This is a genomic window from Streptomyces sp. NBC_00083 (assembly GCF_026343295.1).
In the GTDB taxonomy this organism is placed as follows: Bacteria; Actinomycetota; Actinomycetes; order Streptomycetales; family Streptomycetaceae; genus Streptomyces.
On record NZ_JAPELY010000001.1, the window covers coordinates 2,406,042 to 2,427,490 of the forward strand.

Sequence of the window (21,449 nt, forward strand, 5' to 3'; positions counted from 1 at the left end):
CGGCGCAACGTCGTCGCTTAGCGTGACACCCGGCGCGATGAAGTCCGTACAAGGAGTGGCGCATGGCAGAGCAGGCGTTGGTCGTGGCAGTGGGCGGCAAGAAGCCCGAGATCGCCCCGACCGCATTCACCGCACCCACCTCGGTGGTGCTCGGCGAGGTGACCCTGGCCGACGGCGCGAGCGTCTGGTACCACGCGGTCCTGCGCGCCGACTGCGGGCCGATCGTCATCGGCGCCGAGAGCAACATCCAGGACAACTGCACCGTCCATGTGGACCCCGGCTTCCCGGTCACCGTCGGCGAGCGCGTCACGGTGGGCCACAACGCGGTGCTGCACGGCTGCACCGTCGAGGACGACGTCCTGGTCGGCATGGGCGCCACGGTCCTCAACGGCGCCCGCATCGGCGCCGGCTCGCTGATCGCGGCCCACGCGCTCGTGCCGCAGGGCATGGACGTGCCGCCCGGCTCCCTGGTCGCGGGCGTACCGGCGAAGGTGCGGCGCGCGCTCACCGACGAGGAGCGGGAGGGGATCAAGGTCAACGCCCTGATGTACCGCGGCCTCGCCGAGGACCACCGCGCGGCGCACAGCGGCTGAGCCCGCGCGGGGCGCCTGCCGCCCCGCGCTGAGCGGAAGATCACAGGCGTCGGCGGTGATCGACCCGGTCGGCGATGAGTACCGTGAGCGGGTGCCCAAGAACAGAAACACGTTCTCATCGCTGACCGCCTGGCGGCGCCGGATCGCCTCCCGCGCGGTCCACGGCGGTTGGGGCCTCATCAAGGAGGCGGGCGCGGTCACCGCGGAACACCCCGGCAAGCTGCGCTTCCGCCGGATCGGCGGGGGAACCCGCCTCGCCTTCCCGCAGGGCACGGTGTTCGGCGAACCCTGGATCGAGCTGGGCGACCACTGCATTATCGGCGAACAGGTCACCCTCACGGCCGGAATGATGCCCGGCCTCGACCTCGGGGCCGAGCCGATCCTGACCCTGGGCAACGGAGTCGTGCTCGGCCGGGGCAGCCACATCATCGCCGACACCACCGTCACCATCGGCTCGGACACGTACTGCGGCCCGTACGTCTACATCACCTCGACCAACCACAGCTACGACGACCCGCACCAGCCCGTCGGCAAGCAGTGGCCGCGCATGGAGCCCGTCGAGATCGGCCCCGGCTGCTGGCTCGGCACCGGCGCGGTGGTGCTGCCCGGCGCGCGGCTGGGCCGCAACGTCGTGGTGGCGGCGGGCGCCGTCGTCCGCGGTGAGGTGCCCGACCACGCGGTGGTGGCCGGCGCGCCCGCGAAGATCGTACGCACCTGGAACGAGCGGGACGGCTGGCAGCCGCCGCTGCGCACCCCCGCGCCGGTGCCCATCCCGGAGGGCGTCACACCGGAACAGCTGCTCGCCATAGCGGAGTTGACCTCGGAGGAGGCCTGACCTGCCCGTCGCGCCACCAAGCCCCGTGGTGCCCCGCAGTAGAGTGGGGCGACAGCGGAGACCGGTGGGCGCACCAGACGGCCTGTCACTCAACACCGGACGGCCTCCCGGGGCCCACCTCAGGGACGGAATGTGTCGGACCTCGAACTGCTGACCCAGTCACTGGCCCGCAACGTCAAGCGCTGGCGCACCGAGCGCGGCTTCACCCTGGAAGCCCTCGCCGCCCGTGCCGGAGTCAGCCGCGGGATGCTCATCCAGATCGAGCAGGCCAGGACCAACCCGAGCGTGGGCACCGTCGTGAAGATCGGCGACGCGCTCGGCGTGAGCATCACCACCCTGCTCGACTACGAGAGCGGCCCCGCCGTACGCATCGTCCCGCCCGAGCAGGCCGTCCGGCTCTGGTCGAGCGAGCGCGGGAGCCACAGCACCCTGCTCGCCGGCACCGAGGCGCCCGGCCCGCTCGAACTCTGGCACTGGACGCTGGCGCCCGGCGACGCGAGCCCCTCCGACCCGCACCCGGCCGGCACGATCGAGCTGCTCCACGTCACCCGGGGCACGCTCACCCTGCGCGTGGACGGCGTCAACCACCAGATCCCGGCGGGCCATTCGGCGTCGTTCGAGGCCAACACGGCACACACGTACGGTAATGAGGGCCCCGACACGGTCGAGATGACGATGGCCGTATCCGTCCCCTTCGAACGCTGAGGGAAGACGCCGCCGCGGCCGAACTCCTTACGGGCGCGGCCGGTTGGGGGTGAGATCCGTGACGCTCCGGGTCGCACTCCGATCGGTTCACCCTCGCATTCTGGCTGAATGTGCGCCCGTATCTGGTAATCGGGCCCGCGCCGGGTGGAGGCTGACTATCGTCGCTCCCGTGGCCCCGGGGCGACGAACGGGCCGTGTTCACCTCCAACGAAACCACCCGTGCGGGTGATTTCGACGTCCACGCCGAACCCGGGCACGGACCCACGCAGTTGTGTGGTCCCAGGAGGCGGCAGTGGCCACACCGGTCGCAACGCCCACTGAAAAAACGGTGCTCCAGTCCGAAAGGCGCTCACGTGGAAGCTCTCGTCTCGGCGGCCGAACGGCCCGGCCCCGCTCCCCGCAGACCGGCCGGCCGACGGCTGCCGCTGGTGAAGCGGGCGGCGGCGCAGAGCGCCGGCCGGGCCCCGGTCAATCTGACCAGGGTGGTGGCGGCCGGCGCGCATCCGGCGGTGCCCGGCACCTCCGCCTTCCAGTCGGCCCTCTGACGAGCGGATCGCCCCACCCCATGGACCGGCCGATTCAGCCTGCTCTGTCGCAGTTCGTCCTGAAAGTGCACAGCCGCTGCGACCTGGCATGCGATCACTGTTACGTCTACGAGCACGCGGACACGAGCTGGCGCGGACGGCCCAGGGCCGTCTCCGAGGAGATCCTCGTCCAAGTGGCGGACCGCATCGCCGAACACGCCCGGCGCCACCGGCTCCCCACGGTCCATGTCGTGCTGCACGGCGGCGAACCGCTGCTCGCGGGCCCCGCCAGGCTGCGCCGCGCCGCCGAGGAGCTCCAGCGGGCGCTGCGCGGCGTGAGCGCGCTCGACCTGCGGATGCACACCAACGGCGTCCTGCTCGACGAGTCGTTCTGCGACCTCTTCCTCGAACTCGGTATCAAGGTCGGGGTGTCGCTCGACGGCGACAAGGTCTCCAACGACCGGCACCGCCGCTACGCCGACGGCCGCAGCAGTCACCACAAGGTCCTCCGCGCCGTGGAACTGCTCAACCGCCCCCGCTACCACGCCCTGTTCGCAGGCCTGCTGTGCACCATCGACGTGGAGAACGACCCGGTCGCCGTCTACGACGCGCTCGTCGAACTCTCGCCGCCCCGCATCGACTTCCTCCTCCCGCACGCCACCTGGGACACGCCCCCGCCCCGCCCCGGCGGCGCCGCGACGCCGTACGCGGCGTGGCTCGATGCCGTCTACCGGCGCTGGGACGCGGCGGGGCGCACCGTGCCGGTACGCATCTTCGACTCCGTCCTGCGCACCCTGCGGGGCGAGAGCAGCCTCACCGAATCCCTCGGGCTCGCCCCCGCCGACCTCGTCGTGATCGAGACCGACGGCACCTTCGAGCAGGCCGACAGCCTCAAGACGTCGTACGACGGGGCGCCCGCCACCGGCATGGACGTCTTCACGCACTCGCTCGACGACGTCCTCCAGCACCCCGGCATGCTCGCCCGCCAGCAGGGCGTCGAGCAGCTCTGCGCGCAGTGCCGCGCGTGCCCGGTCGTGGAGTCCTGCGGCGGGGGTCTCTACGCCCACCGGTACCGCACCGGCAGCACCGGCAGCGGCTTCGACAACCCCTCCGTGTTCTGTCCCGACCTGCTGGCCCTGGTCACCACCATCCGAGACCGGGAGGCGGCCGTGCCCGCACCGACGCAGGCACCGGCCGAACTCCCGCTCCCGCAGGCCGACTTCGGCGCGCTGGCCGCCGGCTACGGGGGAGCGGACGCCGTCACGCGCCTCGCCGCCGCCCAACTGGAGATCAACCAGGAGCTGCTCGCCGCCGTCAGCGGCTGCATCGCGCTCTCCGACCGGGAGGCCACGGCGGCCTGGGAGCTCCTGACGCATCTGGACGCCGAGGCGCCCGCCGAACTGGACGCCGTCCTCTCCCACCCGTACACCAGGCCGTGGGCGCTGAGCGTGCTCGAAGGCCGCGCCGCCCCCGCGGGCGGCCTCGCCGAGATCGCCGCGGCCACGGTGGTGCGGGCGGGGCTCGACCTGGGCGTCACCGTTCCGGTGCGGGACGGCGGGCTGCGCCTGCCCGGTCTCGGCGCCGTCCGCCTGGCCGACGGCGCCGCCGAGGCCGAAGTGAGGGGCGGCGCCGAGGAGTTCACGGTCCGGGCCGGCACCCGGCGGCTCGACATCGGCCGGCACGAGGGCCTCGACGGGTCCGCCCCGCACTGGCAGCCCGTGCGCCTCTTCGAGGGCGACGGCTGGAGCGTGGCGATCGAGGACACCGACCCGCTGCGGGACTGCCACAGCTGGCCGGTCGCGCGGCGGATCGCCACCGACGAGATCAAGCTGTGGGCGGAGGACCTCACCGCCGCGTGGTCCCTCATCCGGCGCGAACTGCCCGCGTACGCGGACGGCGTGGCCGCGGGGCTGCGGCTGATCACCCCCCTGCACGCGCCCGACGGCAGCAACGTCAGCGCCGCCTGCAAGGAGGCGTGGGGTGCGATCGGAGCGGCCAGGCCCTCCTCGCCCGATCAGCTCGCCCTGCTCGTCGTCCACGAGTTCCAGCACGTGAAGCTCGCCGCCGTGCTCGACGCCGTCGACCTGTACGACAAGGCCGACCGCGCCCTCTACTACGCCCCCTGGCGCCCCGATCCCCGCCCGATCGGCGGGCTGCTCCAGGGGACGTACGCCCACATCGCGGTGACCGACTTCTGGCGGGTGCGCCGCGAGACGGCGCAGGACCTCGGCCAACGCGCCGCCGCCGCAGAGCAGTTCGCCCGCTGGCGCCGTCAGACCGCGGACGCCGTCGAGGAGCTCCTGGCCTCACGGTCCCTCTCCGGCCTGGGCGAAACCTTCGTCGCGGGCATGGGCGAGACGGTCGGGGCCTGGCTGGCCGAGCCGGTCCCGGTGGCCGCGCAATCGGCCGCCGAGCAGTCGGCGCGGCGCCACCGCGCCGAGTGGAAAGCGCGTACCGAAGCCGTGAGGTGAACGAATTCCCCAGCGAATTTGCGGGAATTCTCCCGCCCTTTGACTGATCCACTCGATGTCTGCCGCATGATTCCGGTCATGATCTGATCAGGGATCCGTGAGTGGATCAATCAATGGGTTTGTTCGTTCTGTTCCTTCGGAGAATCTTCCGTTCCTACACTGAGGACCCATCCACTTGGACCGGGGGAGACAGTGGTGCACGGATCAGTGGGGGCCGGTGAAGACGAACAGAAGCCGTACTTCTTCCTCAGCTACGCACACACGCCGAAGAGCGACCCCAAGGACAAGGACCCCAACCTCTGGGTCCAGCGGTTCTTCCGGGACCTCTGCGCCCATGTGATGCAGCTGACGCCCCTCCCGGCCGGCAGCGCCGGCTTCATGGACCAGCAGATGCAGCCGGGAGAGGGCTGGCAGGAACGGCTCTCCGAAGCGCTGGCCTACTGCAAGGTGTTCGTCCCGCTCTATTCGCCCCGCTATTTCCTCAGCGAGCAGTGCGGCCGCGAGTGGTTCGCCTTCTCCAGCCGGGCCGCCGCACAGAACAGCCGTAACAGCCACAACAACAGCAACCCCGTCACCGGCGTCGTGCCCGCGCTGTGGGTGCCCGTTCCGACCAGGCAGCTGCCGCAGCCGGCCGAGCGGCTCCAGTTCAACCACGCCACCTTCGGTGAGGAATACGCCGACGAGGGCTTCTACGGCCTCATCAAGCTGAACTACCTGCGCGACCAGTACGAGCGCGCCGTCTACCGGCTGGCCAAACGCATCGTGAACGTGGCCCAGCAGTCCCGGCTGGAACCCGGCGACCCGCACCAGGACTATGCCAAGGTGCCGTCCGCCTTCGGCCCCACCGGCGGACCCACCCGCGAAATGGAGGTCTCCGTCCTCGCCTGCTCACGCTCCGCCCTCCCCACCGGACGCAGCCCGGACTGCTACGGCGCCGAACCCCTCGACTGGAACCCCTACCATCCGGCCTCCTCCAGACCCCTCGCCGACCACACAGTCGACGTCGTACGCAACCTGAACTACACCGTGCACCTCAGCGACTTCGAGGCTGAGCCCCAGCGGCTCCTCGCCTCCGGCCCGCCCGCGCCGGGCCTGCTGCTGCTCGACCGCTGGGCCCTCGACGCCAGGCGCCGCCGGGAACTGGTGGACCAGCTGTGCGCCACCCGCCGGCCATGGATCAGCGTCCTGGTCCCCGGCAACCTGGGAGACGACGAAACCCGGGCCCACAACGAGGAGTTGACGCAGCAGACCGACTCCGCGCTCTCCCGGCGGGCCGACGAGAACGACGGACACCGCACGCCGGGCGCCGGACTGCCCAGCCTCGAAGCCTTCAGCAAGGCGATCCCCGGGGCCGTGAAGGCGGCGGTCAGACACTACGAGGCCAACGCGCCGACCTACCCACCGCCAGGAAGCGGTGGACCGATGCCCCGGGTCCTTCCCGGCGGGATCGGCTACGGCGCCAGGGACCCAGGTGGTCGCGGTCAGAGCACGGACCAGGACAAGAACTACGGTGATAAGGCGGAGGGCTCATCAGATGACTGAGAACCGCAACGGGACCGTCGTCACGTTCTACTCGTACAAGGGCGGCACCGGACGGACCATGGCGCTGGCCAACTGCGCGTGGATCCTGGCGGCCAACGGATACCGGGTGCTCGCCGTCGACTGGGACCTGGAGGCACCGGGTCTCCACCGGTTCTTCCACCCGTTCCTCGACCTGGCCGGCCTGGAAGCCACCCCCGGTCTGATCAACCTGATCACCGACTACCAGGACGAGGCGAGGCGCCCCGCCGACCGCGAACCCGACTGGCACCGCGACTACGCCCGGGTGCGCCCCCACGCCACCTCCCTCAACTGGAACTTCCCCAAGGGCGGCAGCCTCGACTTCCTCTCGGCGGGCCGGCGCAACCGCGACTACCCCTCCATCGTCGGGAAGATGGACTGGGACGACTTCCACGAGCGATTCGGCGGCGGCCAGTTCTTCGACGCCATGCGCGACGACATGCAGCGCCACTACGACTACACGCTGATCGACAGCCGCACCGGCCTCAGCGACATCGCCGACATCTGCACCGTCCAGATGCCCGAAGTGCTGGTCGTCTGCTTCACGTTGAGCGACCAGAGCATCGACGGCGCGTCCGCCGTGGCCCGCGACATCGAGGAGCGCTACCACGAGCGGCGCATCCGCATCCTGCCCGTCCCGATGCGCATCGACGACGGCGAGAAGGAGAAGGCCGACGCGGGCCGCGCCCTGGCCCGTGAGAGCTTCCCCGGCTTCCCCAGCGGCCTCAGCCCCGAGGAACGCGGCAACTACTGGGGCACCGTCGAAGTCCCCTACCGGCCGTTCTACGCCTACGAGGAGATCCTCGCCACCTTCGGCGACGCGCCCAGCGTGAGCAGCTCCATGCTGAGCGCCTGCGAACGCCTCACCTCCGTCCTCACCGGCGGCCTGGTGAACTCGCTGCCCCCGATGGACGAGGCCGACCGGCTCACCCATGTCGCCGCGTACACCAGGCGCCGGCCCATGCCGCCCTCCAACATCGTGCTGACCCATGTCGCCGAGGACCAGATGTGGGCGGACTGGCTGGTCCACGTCCTGACGACGGCCGGCTTCCACGTCGTCCCCATCGACGCCCGCATGCCCCAATCCGCCGCGGCCGAAGCCGAGTTCACCGCGGGGGCCGGGTACCGGGTGATCCCCGTCGTGTCGCAGGCCTACCTCAACACCGAGCGCGCCAGGACCGCCTGGGACTCCGGGCCCGGACTCGACCCGGCGGGCGGGCGGCGCCAGATCCTGCCGGTCCGCGTGGGCGACGTACGGCTCAGCCCGCCGCTCAGCAGCCGGGGCGTCGTCGACCTCGTACGCCTCGACGAACAGGACGCGGCGGCCGCCGTGCTCCAGGCCTTCGACCGCGCCGAGGCGAGCACCGCACTCGCCGCCGCCCCCGCGGGGCCCCGCTACCCGGGCAGCGTGCCCAAGATCTGGAACGTGCGGCCCCGGCACGCCTGGTTCACCGGCCGCACCTCCGTCCTTGAACGCCTGCGCGACCAGTTGCGCGGCGACAGCCGCTCCGCCCAGCGCTTTCCGCAGGTCCTCTACGGGCTCGGCGGCGTCGGCAAGACCCAGGTGGCGCGGGAGTACGCGCACCGCTTCCGCGCCGACTACGACCTCGTGTGGTGGATCGAGGCCGAACAGCCCGACCGCGTGGTGTCCTCGCTGGCCGAACTCGCCGCCGAGATGGACCTCAGGGCCGGCGACGTGGTGGCCGAGGCGGCCACGGCCGCGCTCCAGGCGCTGCGCCGCGGCGCGCCCTACTCCCGCTGGCTGCTGATCTTCGACAACGTCGAGGACCTGGACCGGGCGCTGAAGCTGCTCCCGGAGGAGACCGAGCCCATCCCCGGCATGACCTACGGCCACATCCTCGCCACCTGCCGCAACAAGCCCGCCTCCACCCAGGTCGAGGCGATAGAGGTGGAGGTCTTCACCCGCCCGGAGAGCGTCGAGCACCTGTGCCGCCGGGTGACGAAACTCCCCGCCGCCGACGCCGACCGGGTCGCCGACGCCGTCGGTGACCTGCCGCTCGCCGTGGAGGTCGCGGCGGCCTGGCTCGCCGAGACGGCGACGCCCGTCGACGCCTATGTGGAACAGCTCAGGGAGCAGAGCACCAAGGTGCTCTCGCTCGGCAAACCCGAGGACTACTCGGAGCAGATCGGCGCCACCTGGAACATCTCCATCCGGCGGCTGCGCGACGAATCCAAGGCGGCGGTACGCCTGTTGGAGCTCTGCTCCTTCTTCTCCGCCGAACCGATCTCGATGCGGCTCATCGGCAGCGACTCGATGTTCGAGTCCCTGCTGCCGTACGACTCCGACCTGCGCGACCGGTACATGCTGGGCAAGGTCATCCAGACGCTGAACCGTTTCGCGCTGGCGAAGGTCGACCCCGCGGACAGCAGCATCCAGGTGCACCGGCTCGTCCAGGCCGCGGTGCGCTCCGGTCTCAGCGACGTCGAGGTCGACACGGCCAAGCACGAGGTCCACCGGATCCTCGCCGAGGCCCGCCCCGTCGAGGGCGTCGACCGCGACAACCCCGTCAACGACCCCAAGAGCTGGCCCAGTTTCGAACTGATCTGGCCGCACCTGTCCGCCTCCGGCATCGCCGACTGCGACGAGGAGAAGGTCCGCCAGCTCATGGTCGACCGCATCCGCTATCTGCTCAAGCGCGGCGAGCTGGAGAGCGCCCGGGTGCTCGGCACCCAGCTCAACAAGGTGTGGACCAGGGAACTGGGAGAGAACGACCTCCAGACCCTCAACATCCGCTTCGAGCTGGCCAACGCGCTGCGCGCCCAGGGCAAGTACCAGGAGGCGCGGACGATGGACGAGGACACCCTCGCCCGTCAGATCAGCGTCCTGCGCAAGGACCACCCCGACGACGACCACCCCAGCATCCTCATCACCACCGGCAGCCTCGCCGCCGACCTCCGCGCGCTCGGCAGGTTCGACGAGGCGCTCACCCGCGACCTGCGGATCTACCACGGCCTGCGGCAGATCTTCGGCGAGAACCACCCGCGCACCCTGATCGCCGCCAACAACCTCGCCATCGACTACCGGCTCAGCGGTGACAGCGAGGCGGCCCGCCGGCTGGACGAGGAGACCGTGGAGCGCCGCAGCGCCCTCCTCGGCGACGAGCACCCGTTCACCCTCACCACCAAGGGCCACCTCGCGCGCGACCTGCGCGAGAGCGGCGAGTACACGGCATCGGTCCAGTTGCTGCGCGAGGTGGTCGCGGCGTTCGAGCGGGTGCTCAACGCCGATGTGCCCGAAGCCCTGCGCACCGCCAAGAGCCTCGCGGTGTCCCTGCGCAAGGCGGGCCACCCGCACGAGGCGAAACGCCTGACCGAGGAAACGTACAACCGCTACCGCGGCCGGTACGGCACCAAGGCGCCCGACGCCCTCGCCTGCTGCCTCAACCTGGCGGCCGACTTCTCGGCGACCGGCGACAAGCAGGCCGCCCTCGACCTCGCCCTGCAGGCCTTCGACGGCTACCAGAGCACCCTGGGCGACGAGCACCCCTTCACGCTGGCCTGCCGCAACAACGTCCACATCTATCAGCGGGGCCTCGGTGCCGCGGAGGAGGCGGTGCGGGGCGGCGAGGACGTGCGGGCGGCCCTGGAGGAAGTCCTCGGACCGCGCCACCCGTTCACCCTCTGCGCCGCGATCAACCTCGCCAACGCCTACGGCGACCTGGGCCGACCCGACCTCGCCGAGCGGTGGGAACGCACCGCGCTCAAGGGCCTGCTTGAGCGGTTCGGCCCCACCCACCCCGATGTGCTCGCCTGCCGTTCCAACCTGGCGATCACGCTGCGGGCGGCCGGCCGTGAGGAGGAGGCCCAGCGGCTGCGGGCCTCCATCCTGGAGCCGACCGCGAAGCAGCTGGGCGTGGACCATCCGATCGCCGAGGCGGCGCGTGCCTGGCGCCGGATCAACCGCGACCTGGAACCGCAGCCGGTGTGAGCCCCCGGGGGAGTGCTCGGGCCCACGGGTCCGGGCGCGCCCCCGGACTCACCGGGTCGCCCAGCTCAGGACGCGGGTGAGCACCCGCAGCGCACCGAAGTGCGCGGCGCCCCGCTCGACGACCAACTGGGCGCCGGGGATCCGCTCGGCGAGCCAGCGCGTGTGCTGCACGGGCGCGAACACGTCCTGCTCGCCGTGCCACAGGAGCACCGGCGCGGCGATCTCCTCAAGACGGAAGTCCCAGTCGGTGCTGAACGCCATCACGTCGTCGACCCATCCGTCGGCCGAACTGCGCAGTCCTTCCTCGAAGTTGCGCTCCAGCATGACCCGGATCCCCGCGTCGGCCACGATGCCGCGGTCCGGCCACGGCAGACCGGGCCGCATCTCGGCGACCAGGCGCCGGGGATCGGAGCGGATCGCGATCGACCGCATCTCCAGGGCGGTGGTCAACTGACCTTTCCCGGCGGCCGCGTTGATGTACTCCCGCACATTGGACTCGGTCATCCCCTCGAACCAGTCGAGCCCCTGCGCGTCGCGCGGCGCGATCCCCACCAGCCCGGCGGCCCGCACCACGCGGCCCGGGAGCAGCGCCGCACAGGCCAGCGCGTGCGGCGCCCCGCCGGACCGCCCCACCACGGCGAACTCGTCGATGCCCAGCGCGTCGGCGATGGTTTCCACGTCCGCCGCGGCGTGCGCCACCCGGCGCCCCGGCAGCCGGTCCGAGTCGCCGTACCCGGGCCGGTCGAAGGTGATGAGGCGCACGCCCAGGCGGTAGAGCACCGCGCTGCGCGGCGCGGGCCCCAGCCGGCTCCCCGGCGTGCCGTGCAACAGGAACACCGGTCTGCCCTGCGGGTTCCCGTACTTCTCAACCGCTAAGTCTCGCCCGTCCCCGGTACGAATCAGCTCCCCCAACTGGTGCCTCCCCGTAGGTCTGGTTGGCGCCAGTATGAGCGTGGGCGATTCAGTGGTACATACCCGCACTCGTCGAATGCGCGGGCGGCCGGGTTCCGCTCAGCCGAGGCGGGGGATCTCGATCGCGGGGCAGCGGTCCATGACCATGGAGAGCCCGGCGGCACGGGTGCGTTCGTACGCGTCCTCGTCGACGACGCCGAGCTGGAACCAGACGGCCTTGGCGCCGATGGCCACGGCCTGGTCGGCCACCGCGCCGGCGAGGTCGCTGTTCACGAACACGTCCACGACGTCGACGGGGAACGGGATTGCGTCGAGGGAGGCGTAGCCCTGCTCGCCGTGGACGGTCTCGGCCTTGGGGTGGACCGGCACGATCCGCTTGCCGAACCGCTGCAGGACGCGGGCGACTCCGTAGGCGGCGCGGCCCTCGTTGGAGGACAGCCCGACGACGGCCCACGTGGAGCCGGTGGCGGTGAGGATCTTGCGGACGGTTTCCTGATCGGCGTGCACGGGGGCCTCCTGGGGCGGGACGTGTGGGGGTCGTTCGGCTCATGCCTACACCGTTTGCTCCTGCACGCGCCAAGTCCCGGGCGGTCGAGGCGCGGAGACGTTCCCCTTCCGCGCCGATCGCATCGCCGGAAGTCGGCCATTCGGAGGCGGGGGCGAAGGGGGACAAAGAGGTCTCCAAGCCTGCGCGCCGAAAGATCGCCAGGCTCGACAAAAGGGCCGACCCGAAAAGGGAGTGACGCATTCCTTACCATGGGCATGTAGTCGGCCGACATGGATTCGATCATCAATGGGTTGGTAAAGAAGCTGGTCGGCGCCGTAATGGCAGAGACGGGAAGGGGGAGCGGGAAAAGAGGACGTTCCGGTTCGAACGCGTGGACATCACACCATGTCCCGAAGAGCGGGCCCCCGGCTCACCGGCGCCCGGCTGTCCGAAATCCTGCGGGGCCGGGGACACGCTCCGTTGACTGGCCGAGAACCCCCCGTTAGGTTCACGATCGCTCGATCATCGATGTGCTCTGCAAAGAACCTGGAGGTTCCATGCCTGAGAACAATGAGCCGCAGCAATTCAGCGAGCTGGACGACCTGGACGTCATCGAATCGGCCGAGTTGAAGGTGGGCGGCGCATTCCACGCCTTCCGCTTCAAGTCTCTGATCGAGGCCGACCCGGAGTCCTGACCCAGGACAAGTGCACCGGTGGGGCTGGTCTCTCCAGCTCCACCTCCTGGAACCTCGTCGCGGGCGGAGGAGTGCGGAAAGCGTGCCGAATTCCGAACCAGATGTGCTTCTGCTCTTTCCCCCGCAGACGGAGGCGCGGCTCTTCCCCTATCTGAGCCTGCCGTATCTGACCGGATTCCTCCGGCGCGCCGGACGAACGGTGCACCAGGCCGACCTGAACGTCGAGCTGTTCCACGAGCTCCTCACCCCCGGGCCCCTGCGCCAGGCGCACCAGCGCCACCTGCGCCGCGCCGACACCGACATGCGGGAGTGGTACCGCGCCGCGATGGCCGACACCGCCCGCCGCTTCCTGCCCGAACTGCGGGGCCAGGTCCTCGCCAAGAGCGGCGCCGGAGCGCTCGGCGCCGACCGCGCCGTGCGCCTGGCCAACCAGGCCGTCGAAGTCGTCCTCGAAGACTCCTTCCTCACCCGGCTGTGGCCCAGCCTGAGCACGCTCGACGAGCAGGTTCGGCACACCGCCGCCCTGCCGGCCGAAGCCCTCGACGCTCCCACCGCCGCCCTGCGACGGCTGGTCGAGCGCACCCTGGCCGGCCGCCGCCCCCGCGTCATCGGGCTGTCCGTGGCCTTCTTCAGCCAGATCGCCCCCGCCCTGCTCATCGCCGCGTGGGCCCGCGCCCTCGCCCCCGAGGCGCACCTATGGCTCGGCGGGCAGCAGGTGATGCTGCGCCAGGACGACCTGCTGGGTCTGGCGTCCGTCGACGCCTGCGTCGACGCCCTCTGCGTCACCGCCGGCGAGGAACCCCTGACCCGCGCCCTGGACGCGCTGGACGGCGCCCTTCCCCCGGGCGACATACCCGGCATCCGCCGGCCCGGAGCCGGGGCGCACACCGCACCCCGCCCCGTGCGCACCACCTTCCGGGACGCCGCGCCGCCGGACTTCGCGGACCTCCCGATCCGGTCCTACGTGGCCGAGGACTTCCAACTCGCCATCGTCTCCTGCGTGGGCTGCTACTGGGGGCGCTGCGTGTTCTGCTCGTACGGAAACAGGTCGCTGCCGCAGGGCGCCTACCAGCAGGGCACGCCCGCCCAGATCGCGGACGCGGTGGAGCACACTGTCCGCACCCACGGCGTGGACTTCGTGGCCGTCGTCGACGAGAACACCAACCTCAGGCTCGTGACCCAGGCGATGCGCGAAGTGCGCCGCCGTGGCGTGCGCGTCACCTTCAGCACCCGCAACCGGCTCGAATCCGTACTCCTCGACCCCGAGTTCTGCCGCGAACTGGCCTCCCTCGGCTGCGTGTTGATGAGCGTCGGCTACGAGACCAACGCGCAGCGCCTGCTCGACCGCATGGACAAGGGCGTACGCGCCGCCGACTACCAGACCATCATCGACAACGTGGTCGGCGCGGGCATCAACCTCCGGCTCTCCGTCATGGGCGGACTCTTCGACGAGACCGCCGCCGAGGCCGAGGAGTCCCGCCGCTTCCTCCACAGCAACGAGGACAAGATCGGCATCGACGTGCTCCAGCTCATGGTCGCCGAGCCCGGAACGCTCCTCGCCGGGGACGCCGAGGGCTACGGCGTGGCACTCGACCGCACCGGCCCGCTCGCCGCCAACCCCGAACTCAACTACCTCGGCGGGCGCCACGGATACCCCCTGACGGTGCCGGCCGGCCCCGCGCGCGAGGAGTCGCTGCGCCGCCTGCTCGACACCTTCGAGGGCGTCCGTCCACAGGGCAACGACGCGCTCCCGCCCCATCTGCGCCGCCGCGGCCCCCGGGGCGAGCCGGTGTGGCGCGCCCGGCTGCGGCCCTGGGTACGCCCCGTGCCCCCGGGGCCCGCCGCGGCTCTCACCGGCCCGGACAGCGGCTCCCTGCTGCTCGCCGACCTCGTCTGGCAGCAGGTGTTCTCGCTGCCCCACGCCGACGTCGCCCTCACCTCCGACGATGACGCCGGTGCCGGTGCCGCCCGTGGCGAGAGCCGCGCGGAAGAGGGCGCCGTGCTGAGCGCCCTCACCGAGGCGGGCAGCGCCCGGCTCCGACGCCTCACCGCCGCCGACGTGGCGGTCGCCGTCCCGTCCCACGACCTCGTCCCGGGGAGCCGCCGATGACCGCCGCAGCACCCTCGCCGACCATCCCGAGGACCAGCAGGCTCGGCCTGGGCGTCGGCATGGACCTGCCCTGGGGGGAGCGCATCGGGTTCACCCCGACCCCCGGAGGCGGCGACGTCACGCCCCGCGTCCGCGCCTTCCTCCGCCGCCACCAGGAGCACTACGGCTACTCCTTCTTCGCCTTCCAGCCCCGCAACCGGGCCCGGCTGCGGGCGGCGGACTACGTGCCCGCGTACGACCGGCTGTACGACGCGATGCCCTCCGACCGGCCGCGCGCCTTTCACCAGACCCTCCTGAACATGGGCACACCGGAGGCGTACGACCGGCGTCCGGTGGCGGACTTCACCAACGAGCTCCACGCCCGCTACGGCTTCTCGTGGGTCGTCGAGGACCTGGGGATCTGGAGCCTGCGCGGCCGTCCGCTGCCCTACCCGCTGCCGCCCGTCATGACCGAGCGCGGCCTGGAACGGGCGACGGCCAACGCCCGCGAGGCACGCGAGCTGCTCCGGCCCGACCTGCACGTGGAGTTCCCCGGCTTCACCGAGGGCGGCTCCTTCGTCCTGGGCGACCTGGACGCCTTCGACTACTTCCGGCGGCTCGCCGACGACGCGGACGTCCGGGTCACCCTCGACGTCGGTCACCTCCTGAGCTACCAGTGGCTGCGCGGCCGGACCGGGTCCGCGATGTACGACGGACTCGACGCGCTCCCGCTGGAACGCTGCCGCGAACTCCATCTGTCGGGCTGCCAGATCGTCCGGGGCAAGTTCCGCGACCTGCACCACGGGGTGCTGCTCGACGAACAGATCGACCTCACCCGCCACCTGCTGGCCCGCTGCCCGAACCTCCTGGGCGTCACCTACGAGGACCCCGTCTACGACGAGGGCGGCGCCCTCACCCCCAAGAGCCGGCCCAACTACGAGCGCCTGCGCACCCTCGTCGCGCAATGGGCGGCCGAAGGGACCGGTGAGGCGGCATGAGCACCGCGACCGGACCGGCCCACGGGGCCGCGGGCGGCGTCCCGGCCGAACTCGACGCCGGTCAACTGACCGAGCTGCTCCTGCGGCTGCTCACCGACGACGACTTCAGGACCCGTCTCGCGCGGGACGGCGCCGCGGCGACCGCCCGGGACGCCGCCGAACTCGCCTGCCTGGCCACCATCGACCACGACGAACTCGCCTTCACCGCACGGAGGTTCCGCGGCAACCTGTGGAGCGGAGACGCCGCGGCGGGCATCGCCGCCGCGTTCCCCCGCTCCCTGGCGCTGCTCACCCGGGCGGGCTGGAACCGCGAACGGCTGCTGACCGCCTTCCTCCGCTCGCCGGAGTTCGCGGCGTACCGGGCGCTGCCCTACGCCGGAGAGGGCATCTCGCTGGAGGAGGCCTTCGGCCGCTTCGCCGGCGGCCCGCGCGGCGAAGGGCCCGCGCCGGCCGGATTCGAGCCGGGGCGAGGGGGCGGACCCGAGCCGTCGGCCGGCGGGGATTGCGGGCCGTACCTCGCCGACACCGTGAAGCACGAGACGCTGATGGCGCTGCTGACCGCGCTCGTCCACGAGGCCACGGTGTCGTTCCGCGTCGACCTGCCGGAGATCATGGCCACGGCACACGGCTACGCCGCCGTGCACCACCATCCCCCGGCGCTGATCGCCGAGTTGAGGGGCGCGGCCCCCACGGCGGGGGCGACGGACGGCGAACGGCGGGCCACCGTCCCGTGCTTGTATTCCAGCACGCCCCGCGGCCTGGCCTTCGGCCCCGTCTCCCCGGCCACCGCCGAGGCGCTCACGGTCCCCGGGCATCCGGCGGCCGACGACGTACGGCAGGCGCTCCTGAAACGAGGACTGTGGTGACGACACTGCGAGCGCTGCGCGAGGGCCTGGTCGTCGTGCCCGAGCACGGCCACGTCCTGCCGGTGTGGGACGCGCGCGGCTTCCACCGCGAGCACGTGCTCTTCTTCGACCGGCACCTCGACCTCAAACACGTACCCCCCGCGGACTGCGAGGCGCTCGCCGCGCTCCGCGGCCGGCCGGACGACCTGGCCGCGCAGGGCAGGAGGCTCCCCTTCCGCGAGCCCGGCCACGGCCGGTACGGACTGGACGACTTCCTCTACCCGGCACTCGCGGGAGGCTGGCTCGCCTCGGTGTGCTGGGTCGTGCCGGGCGACGCCGGCCGCGATCCCGCGCGGGCGCTGCTCGACGCCCTGAGCCTGGTGCCCCACGTCGGACAGCGCGTCATGGAGACCTTCGTCCGCACCCCGTGGGGAGCCCGCGCCGAACTGCCCGTGGGCAGCGTGGCCTGCACGGGTCTCGGCGCCCTCGGGCCGGACGTCCTGGACGGCGTCACGGCCGTCGACCTCGACCTCGACTTCTTCGTGGACAGCGACGGCGAGGCCGACCACACCGTCGCCGAGGTGATGGACGCCCTCGGCAACGACCCGTCCCGCTACCGCAGTTGGACGGGATCGATGAGCGTCTCCAGCGGCTTCGTCCCCAAGGCGAGCGGGGCAGCGCTGGCCGGGCGGCTCGCCCAGGCGCTGGGCATGGAGCTGAAGGCGCCACCCGCCGAGACGTTCACCCGCCACGGCGACGCCGCCGTCCCCGAGCGCGGGCTCGCCGCCGCGGCGCTGGGCGCGCCCGTCGAACCGGAGCTGCTGAAGCGGCTCTGGGCCGAGGAACTGGCCGCCTTCGGTGCGCAGGGAGCGACCCTGCGGGCCGTCCTCGACGCCCAGTCCGCACGCGTGGACGCGGCCATCTCCGGTGTCCGTCAGGCCCGTTCACTCGGCGCCCGCGCCTCATGGCCGGCGTACGTGGCGGGGCTCGCCGCCATGCGCGCCGGCCGGCACGCCGACGCCCTGGAACTGTTCGCGCTGTGCACCGAGGACATCTCCGACACCCTCGACGCCCACGCGGCCATCCTCGAAACCATCTGCGCCCTCCGTGTGGGCCGCGCCCGGGGCGCGGTGGAGCGGGCCCGCCGCGCCCTGGGCGTCATCCCGCTCCACCACGACACCGCCGGCCTGCTCGACCGGGCCGGCCGGGCGGCGGGGGACAGCGCCGCCCGGCACGACGCCCAGCAGCACGCCAAGACCCTCGCGGAGGTGTGGGATGGGAGATGAGACGCCGTTCCTGCCCGGCATGAGCCGGGAGCTGTTCTTCTCCGAGTACTTCCGCCGCAAGCCCTTCGTGCTGCGCGGCGTCGCCGGGCGCCTGCTCGAACCGGCCCTGGAATCCGCCGAGTTCGAGACCATCAAGCAGCGGATGGTGCGCGAGCACCCCGTCCAGGCCGTCGAACGCCCCGGCGAGGCGTGGTTCATCCGCGTCGCCGACCTGGTCAGCCCCCGGCTCGCCGCGCTGAGCGCCGCCGTACGCCACAGCCTGGACTGGCCCAACGTCTGGTGCGACACCGTGCAGACGCTCACCACGTCCGGGATCGGCTGCCACTTCGACGACAGCGACAACTTCGTCGTCCAGCAACAGGGCACCAAACGCTGGCAGTTGTCGCCGCCGTCCGGGCTGCCCGACGAGTCGCTGCGCCGGCGCATGCTCGGCGACCGCTCGGTGGGCACCGCCTACATGCCGGACGACGCCCTCGAATTCGTGCTGCACCCCGGTGACGTGCTCTACCTGCCGATCTTCTGGAGCCACTGGGGCGTGAGCGAAGGCCCCTCCCTGAGCGTGAGCATCGCCCTGAACTCCGCCAACGCCCTCAGCGACGTCCTGCCGTTGCTCACCGAAGAGCTCGCCGGGGAGCGCGCCTGGTGGGAACCGATGCCGGCCGGAACACCGCTCGACCGCCTGTGGGCCGCACTGAGCGACCCGGCACTGCGCCGCCGCGTCGAGGACGCCTACCGCGCCCAGCGGGTGGCAGCCGTGACGGCGGCTCCCGCGGGCGGCGCGGACCCCGCACCGCACGACGCCACCACCGGGCCCGTCACCACCGGGCCCGTCACCACCGCGCCCGCCACCCGTGCTCCGGCCGCGTCCGTACGCGCCGCGCGCGAGCCCGCCGAGCTGTCCTTCGCGCTCGGCGACGGCGCCCTGCGGGCCCTGCTGCACGCGGCTCCCGGCCCCCTCGACCCCGCGGCCCTGCTCGCCGACCCGACCCGCGAGGAGGTCTGGGGTCCCGCACACCGGGCCCACACCCGGCACGTCCTGCTCCGCGTCCTGCGGCTCCTGCGCCACTTCGATGCCGGCTGGTCCGCAATGCCCGCCACCCGCACCACGGCGCAGGCCGTCATCGACGCGCTGGCGGCGGCCGACACCACTGAACTCGACGCGCTGGCACGCCACCCCGTCGTGCTGGGCGCCGTCCGCAGGGCCGAACACGAAATCGCGGCGGACTACCGGGAGTCCAGCGGGTCCTTCGTCGCCCAGCTCATCGCGGCCGTCCTCGCCACGGCGGTACGCCTCCCCGAGGTGCTGGCCGGCCGGACCGTCGACGTGGCGCCCTCGGAGCCGCACGCCGTGGCCGTCCTGTCGCTCGGCGAGCGCTGGTCGGCACCGGCCGGCTCGGGCGCGCCGGCGGCCTTGCGGCTCGACCCCGCCGACGCGCATCCGCTGCTGCGCACCGCCGACGGCGCATGGCACCGCGCCCGAGTGGCGCCGCTCGACAGGGTGGACGGCAGCGGGCTCCTCCTCCTCGGCGCGCACAGCTGGTGGGACACGGCGGTCGGGCACGGCGTGTCCTGGCACTGCGGGCGCCCGCTCGACTCCGCACCGGGCATGGCCGGGGAAGCCGCCGACGCCGTCGCCCTGCTCGCCGAGTGCTGGCCGCAGGCCCGCGCCGCCGCGGAATCGAGCCTGATGGTCATGGCCGAGCCCGCGGACGCCCGGGAGTGGCTCGACGGGCGGCCGACCGGCCTCGGCCCGGCCCCGGCCCGCGCCCTCGGCCTGGTGACGGTGCTGGCGCGAAGCCGCTGGCGTACCGTCACCGACCTCCTCCCCGCCCGCGACCAGCCGCCCCCGGTCACCTCCCCCTGGGACGGCGTCTCCCGGTCGGCGGCCTGGGTGTGCGGCCAGGCCGTCGCCGCCCGCGCGCAGGCCGAGTTCGCCCGCCGCCTCGGTGAGCACGGCCACCGGGACGCGGCACTCACCCGGCTCGCGGACGAGGCCGTCGCCAAGGCGGACGAAATCCTGGCCGCCCTCGGCCGCTCGGTGCACGACGCCGACGACGGCTGGCTCGGGGCCTTCACGGCGCACCAGAACACATCGACGGACAGAAAGACCCCATGACCTCCTCGTCCAGCCCCACCCCCGCCGCTCCCGTACCCCAGGACACCGGCTCCGGCGCGTCCGCGGAGCCGCCCCAGGCGACCGGCTCATGGCGCGCCGTGCTCCGTGAGCCGCGCTTCGCCCGCGTCTGGGCCAGCCAGCTGACCAGCTCTCTGGGCGACCAGGTCTTCCCGTTCGCCATCGCCACCAACCTGCTCATCGACGACCACAGCGTCACCGGCTTCGGAACGGTCCTCGCGGCCCGCGCCCTCGGCATGGCCCTGTGCGTCCTGATCGGCGGAGTGGTCGCCGACCGCTTCCCGCGCGCCCGGATCATGGCCAGTGTCGACGTGCTGCGCACCGTGGTCGTCGGCGCCGCCGCGATCGCCGCCATCGGCTCGCCCACCTGGGTCCTCGCCCTACTGGTGCTGCTCGTCGGCGCCGGCGAGGCGTTCTTCGACCCGGCGTACGAGTCGCTGCTGCCGCGGCTGCTGCCCAAGCACCAGCTGGAGGCGGCCAATTCGCTCACCACCGCCACCGAGCGGACCCTGGGCGTCCTCGGCCCGACGGTCGCCGGCGCCGCGGTCGCGGTGCTCGGCGCCCGCAGCGCGCTGCTCTTCGACGCGGTGACCTTCGCGATCAGCGCCGCGCTGCTGCTCGGCGTCCGCGAGAAGAAGGTGGTCCGCGCCCAGGACGCGTCCGGCTCCCTGCTCGGCGAGGTGGCCGTCGGCTTCCGCGAGGCGCGGGCCAGGCCCTGGGTCTGGGCGGTCCTGCTGATGTCCGTCTTCCACATGATGACCACCGTGCCGGTGTGGTTCGTGCTGCTGCCCGACCGGCTCCTGGAGACCAAGGCCGACACCATCGGGTACGGCGTCGTGATGGCCGCCTTCTCCGCGGGCGCCCTGGCGGGCGGGATCCTGGTGCGCCGCGGCAGGCGCACCGGTTCCGGCACCTTCGCCCTCGTCGCGCTCCTGCCGTTCGGACTCGCCGTCGCCCTGCTCGGCGTGACCACGTCGGTGCCGCTGCTCGCCGTCGCCGCGGTGCCCGGGGGCGCCGGGCTCGCGGTGTTCCAAGTGCTGTGGATGAGCGCCCTGCAACGTCACATCCCCGACGAGTTCCTGGGCCGGATCATGTCCCTGGACTGGCTCTCCTCGACCGCCGCGGCGCCGCTCGGCTACGCACTGGTCGGGCTCGCGCTCGCCGGAGTACCGGTCTGGGTGATCACGCTGACCGGGGCCGTCCTCTTCGTCATGAGCACGCTCGCCCCGCTCCTGATCGCCGGTGTGCGGGAGTTCGGAGGGCCGGCCGCGCCGGCCGACCCGGCCCCCGCCCGGACCCGCCTGCCGGAGCCGGAAACCGGCTGAGCGCGCCGCATCCGCGAGGCCCGGCCGCCGTCCGGACCGCG

The 21,449-nt window shown here is 72.5% G+C and carries 16 protein-coding genes; 14 read left to right on the top strand and 2 right to left on the bottom strand.

Annotation, left to right across the window (positions count from 1 at the left end; genetic code table 11):
• The first annotated feature begins 62 nt into the window (after positions 1–62).
• The 7 genes from OOJ98_RS10660 to fxsT all read left to right on the top strand — a co-directional run bounded on the left by OOJ98_RS10660 (position 63) and on the right by fxsT (position 10,637).
• Positions 63–593, top strand: coding sequence for a gamma carbonic anhydrase family protein (locus OOJ98_RS10660; RefSeq protein WP_267054379.1), 531 nt, complete (start codon positions 63–65; stop codon positions 591–593).
• A gap of 91 nt (positions 594–684) precedes the next feature.
• A complete protein-coding gene (locus OOJ98_RS10665) occupies positions 685–1,428 on the top strand; it encodes a DapH/DapD/GlmU-related protein (RefSeq protein WP_267054380.1) in 744 nt (247 codons plus the stop codon).
• Positions 1,429–1,560: 132 nt separating this feature from the next.
• Complete coding sequence (locus OOJ98_RS10670; protein WP_267054381.1) at positions 1,561–2,133, top strand: helix-turn-helix domain-containing protein; 573 nt, start codon at positions 1,561–1,563, stop codon at positions 2,131–2,133.
• Positions 2,134–2,486: 353 nt separating this feature from the next.
• The gene (locus OOJ98_RS10675; protein ID WP_267054382.1) at positions 2,487–2,678 is read left to right on the top strand and encodes a hypothetical protein; all 192 of its coding nucleotides are present in this window, start codon (positions 2,487–2,489) and stop codon (positions 2,676–2,678) included.
• Positions 2,679–2,698: 20 nt separating this feature from the next.
• A complete protein-coding gene (locus OOJ98_RS10680) occupies positions 2,699–5,128 on the top strand; it encodes an FxsB family cyclophane-forming radical SAM/SPASM peptide maturase (RefSeq protein WP_267054383.1) in 2,430 nt (809 codons plus the stop codon).
• Positions 5,129–5,323: 195 nt separating this feature from the next.
• Positions 5,324–6,670 (top strand): TIR-like protein FxsC, encoded by a 1,347-nt coding sequence (locus OOJ98_RS10685; RefSeq protein WP_267054384.1) that lies wholly within the window; start codon positions 5,324–5,326, stop codon positions 6,668–6,670.
• Entirely contained in the window at positions 6,663–10,637 is a 3,975-nt protein-coding gene (fxsT, locus tag OOJ98_RS10690; RefSeq protein WP_267054385.1) for an FxSxx-COOH system tetratricopeptide repeat protein, read from the top strand. Before OOJ98_RS10685 ends, fxsT begins: the two co-directional genes overlap by 8 nt.
• A gap of 48 nt (positions 10,638–10,685) precedes the next feature.
• On the opposite strand, the gene OOJ98_RS10695 is transcribed toward fxsT, so the two are convergent.
• A complete protein-coding gene (locus OOJ98_RS10695) occupies positions 10,686–11,549 on the bottom strand; it encodes an alpha/beta fold hydrolase (RefSeq protein ID WP_267054386.1) in 864 nt (287 codons plus the stop codon).
• 99 nt (positions 11,550–11,648) lie between these two features.
• Positions 11,649–12,056, bottom strand: coding sequence for a CoA-binding protein (locus OOJ98_RS10700; RefSeq protein ID WP_267054387.1), 408 nt, complete (start codon positions 12,054–12,056; stop codon positions 11,649–11,651).
• A gap of 537 nt (positions 12,057–12,593) precedes the next feature.
• Between OOJ98_RS10700 and OOJ98_RS10705 the strand changes: the two genes are divergently transcribed.
• The 7 genes from OOJ98_RS10705 (at position 12,594) to OOJ98_RS10735 (ending at position 21,408) form a co-directional block, all read left to right on the top strand.
• Positions 12,594–12,731 (top strand): hypothetical protein, encoded by a 138-nt coding sequence (locus OOJ98_RS10705; protein ID WP_267054388.1) that lies wholly within the window; start codon positions 12,594–12,596, stop codon positions 12,729–12,731.
• An 82-nt stretch (positions 12,732–12,813) separates the two neighbouring features.
• Positions 12,814–14,841, top strand: coding sequence for a radical SAM protein (locus OOJ98_RS10710; protein ID WP_267054389.1), 2,028 nt, complete (start codon positions 12,814–12,816; stop codon positions 14,839–14,841).
• Positions 14,838–15,818: a DUF692 family multinuclear iron-containing protein gene (locus OOJ98_RS10715; protein ID WP_267054390.1), complete on the top strand. Its 981-nt coding sequence runs from the start codon at positions 14,838–14,840 to the stop codon at positions 15,816–15,818. Before OOJ98_RS10710 ends, OOJ98_RS10715 begins: the two co-directional genes overlap by 4 nt.
• Positions 15,815–16,684, top strand: coding sequence for a hypothetical protein (locus OOJ98_RS10720; protein WP_267054391.1), 870 nt, complete (start codon positions 15,815–15,817; stop codon positions 16,682–16,684). The genes OOJ98_RS10715 and OOJ98_RS10720 overlap by 4 nt, the downstream gene beginning before the upstream one ends.
• Positions 16,681–17,949, top strand: a complete 1,269-nt coding sequence (locus OOJ98_RS10725) for a hypothetical protein (protein ID WP_267054392.1) — start codon at positions 16,681–16,683, stop codon at positions 17,947–17,949. The genes OOJ98_RS10720 and OOJ98_RS10725 overlap by 4 nt, the downstream gene beginning before the upstream one ends.
• A complete protein-coding gene (locus tag OOJ98_RS10730) occupies positions 17,939–20,065 on the top strand; it encodes a cupin domain-containing protein (protein WP_267054393.1) in 2,127 nt (708 codons plus the stop codon). Before OOJ98_RS10725 ends, OOJ98_RS10730 begins: the two co-directional genes overlap by 11 nt.
• On the top strand, positions 20,062–21,408 hold the full coding sequence (locus OOJ98_RS10735) for an MFS transporter (RefSeq protein ID WP_267054394.1): 1,347 nt from the start codon (positions 20,062–20,064) through the stop codon (positions 21,406–21,408). Before OOJ98_RS10730 ends, OOJ98_RS10735 begins: the two co-directional genes overlap by 4 nt.
• Positions 21,409–21,449 lie beyond the last annotated feature (41 nt).

Coding starts and splice junctions, on each gene's coding strand:
- OOJ98_RS10735 (WP_267054394.1), top strand. CDS start 20,062: ATGACCTCCTCGTCCAGCCCCACCCCCGCCGCTCCCGTACCCCAGGAC.
- OOJ98_RS10720 (WP_267054391.1), top strand. CDS start 15,815: ATGAGCACCGCGACCGGACCGGCCCACGGGGCCGCGGGCGGCGTCCCG.
- OOJ98_RS10730 (WP_267054393.1), top strand. CDS start 17,939: ATGGGAGATGAGACGCCGTTCCTGCCCGGCATGAGCCGGGAGCTGTTC.
- fxsT (WP_267054385.1), top strand. CDS start 6,663: ATGACTGAGAACCGCAACGGGACCGTCGTCACGTTCTACTCGTACAAG.
- OOJ98_RS10660 (WP_267054379.1), top strand. CDS start 63: ATGGCAGAGCAGGCGTTGGTCGTGGCAGTGGGCGGCAAGAAGCCCGAG.
- OOJ98_RS10715 (WP_267054390.1), top strand. CDS start 14,838: ATGACCGCCGCAGCACCCTCGCCGACCATCCCGAGGACCAGCAGGCTC.
- OOJ98_RS10705 (WP_267054388.1), top strand. CDS start 12,594: ATGCCTGAGAACAATGAGCCGCAGCAATTCAGCGAGCTGGACGACCTG.
- OOJ98_RS10680 (WP_267054383.1), top strand. CDS start 2,699: ATGGACCGGCCGATTCAGCCTGCTCTGTCGCAGTTCGTCCTGAAAGTG.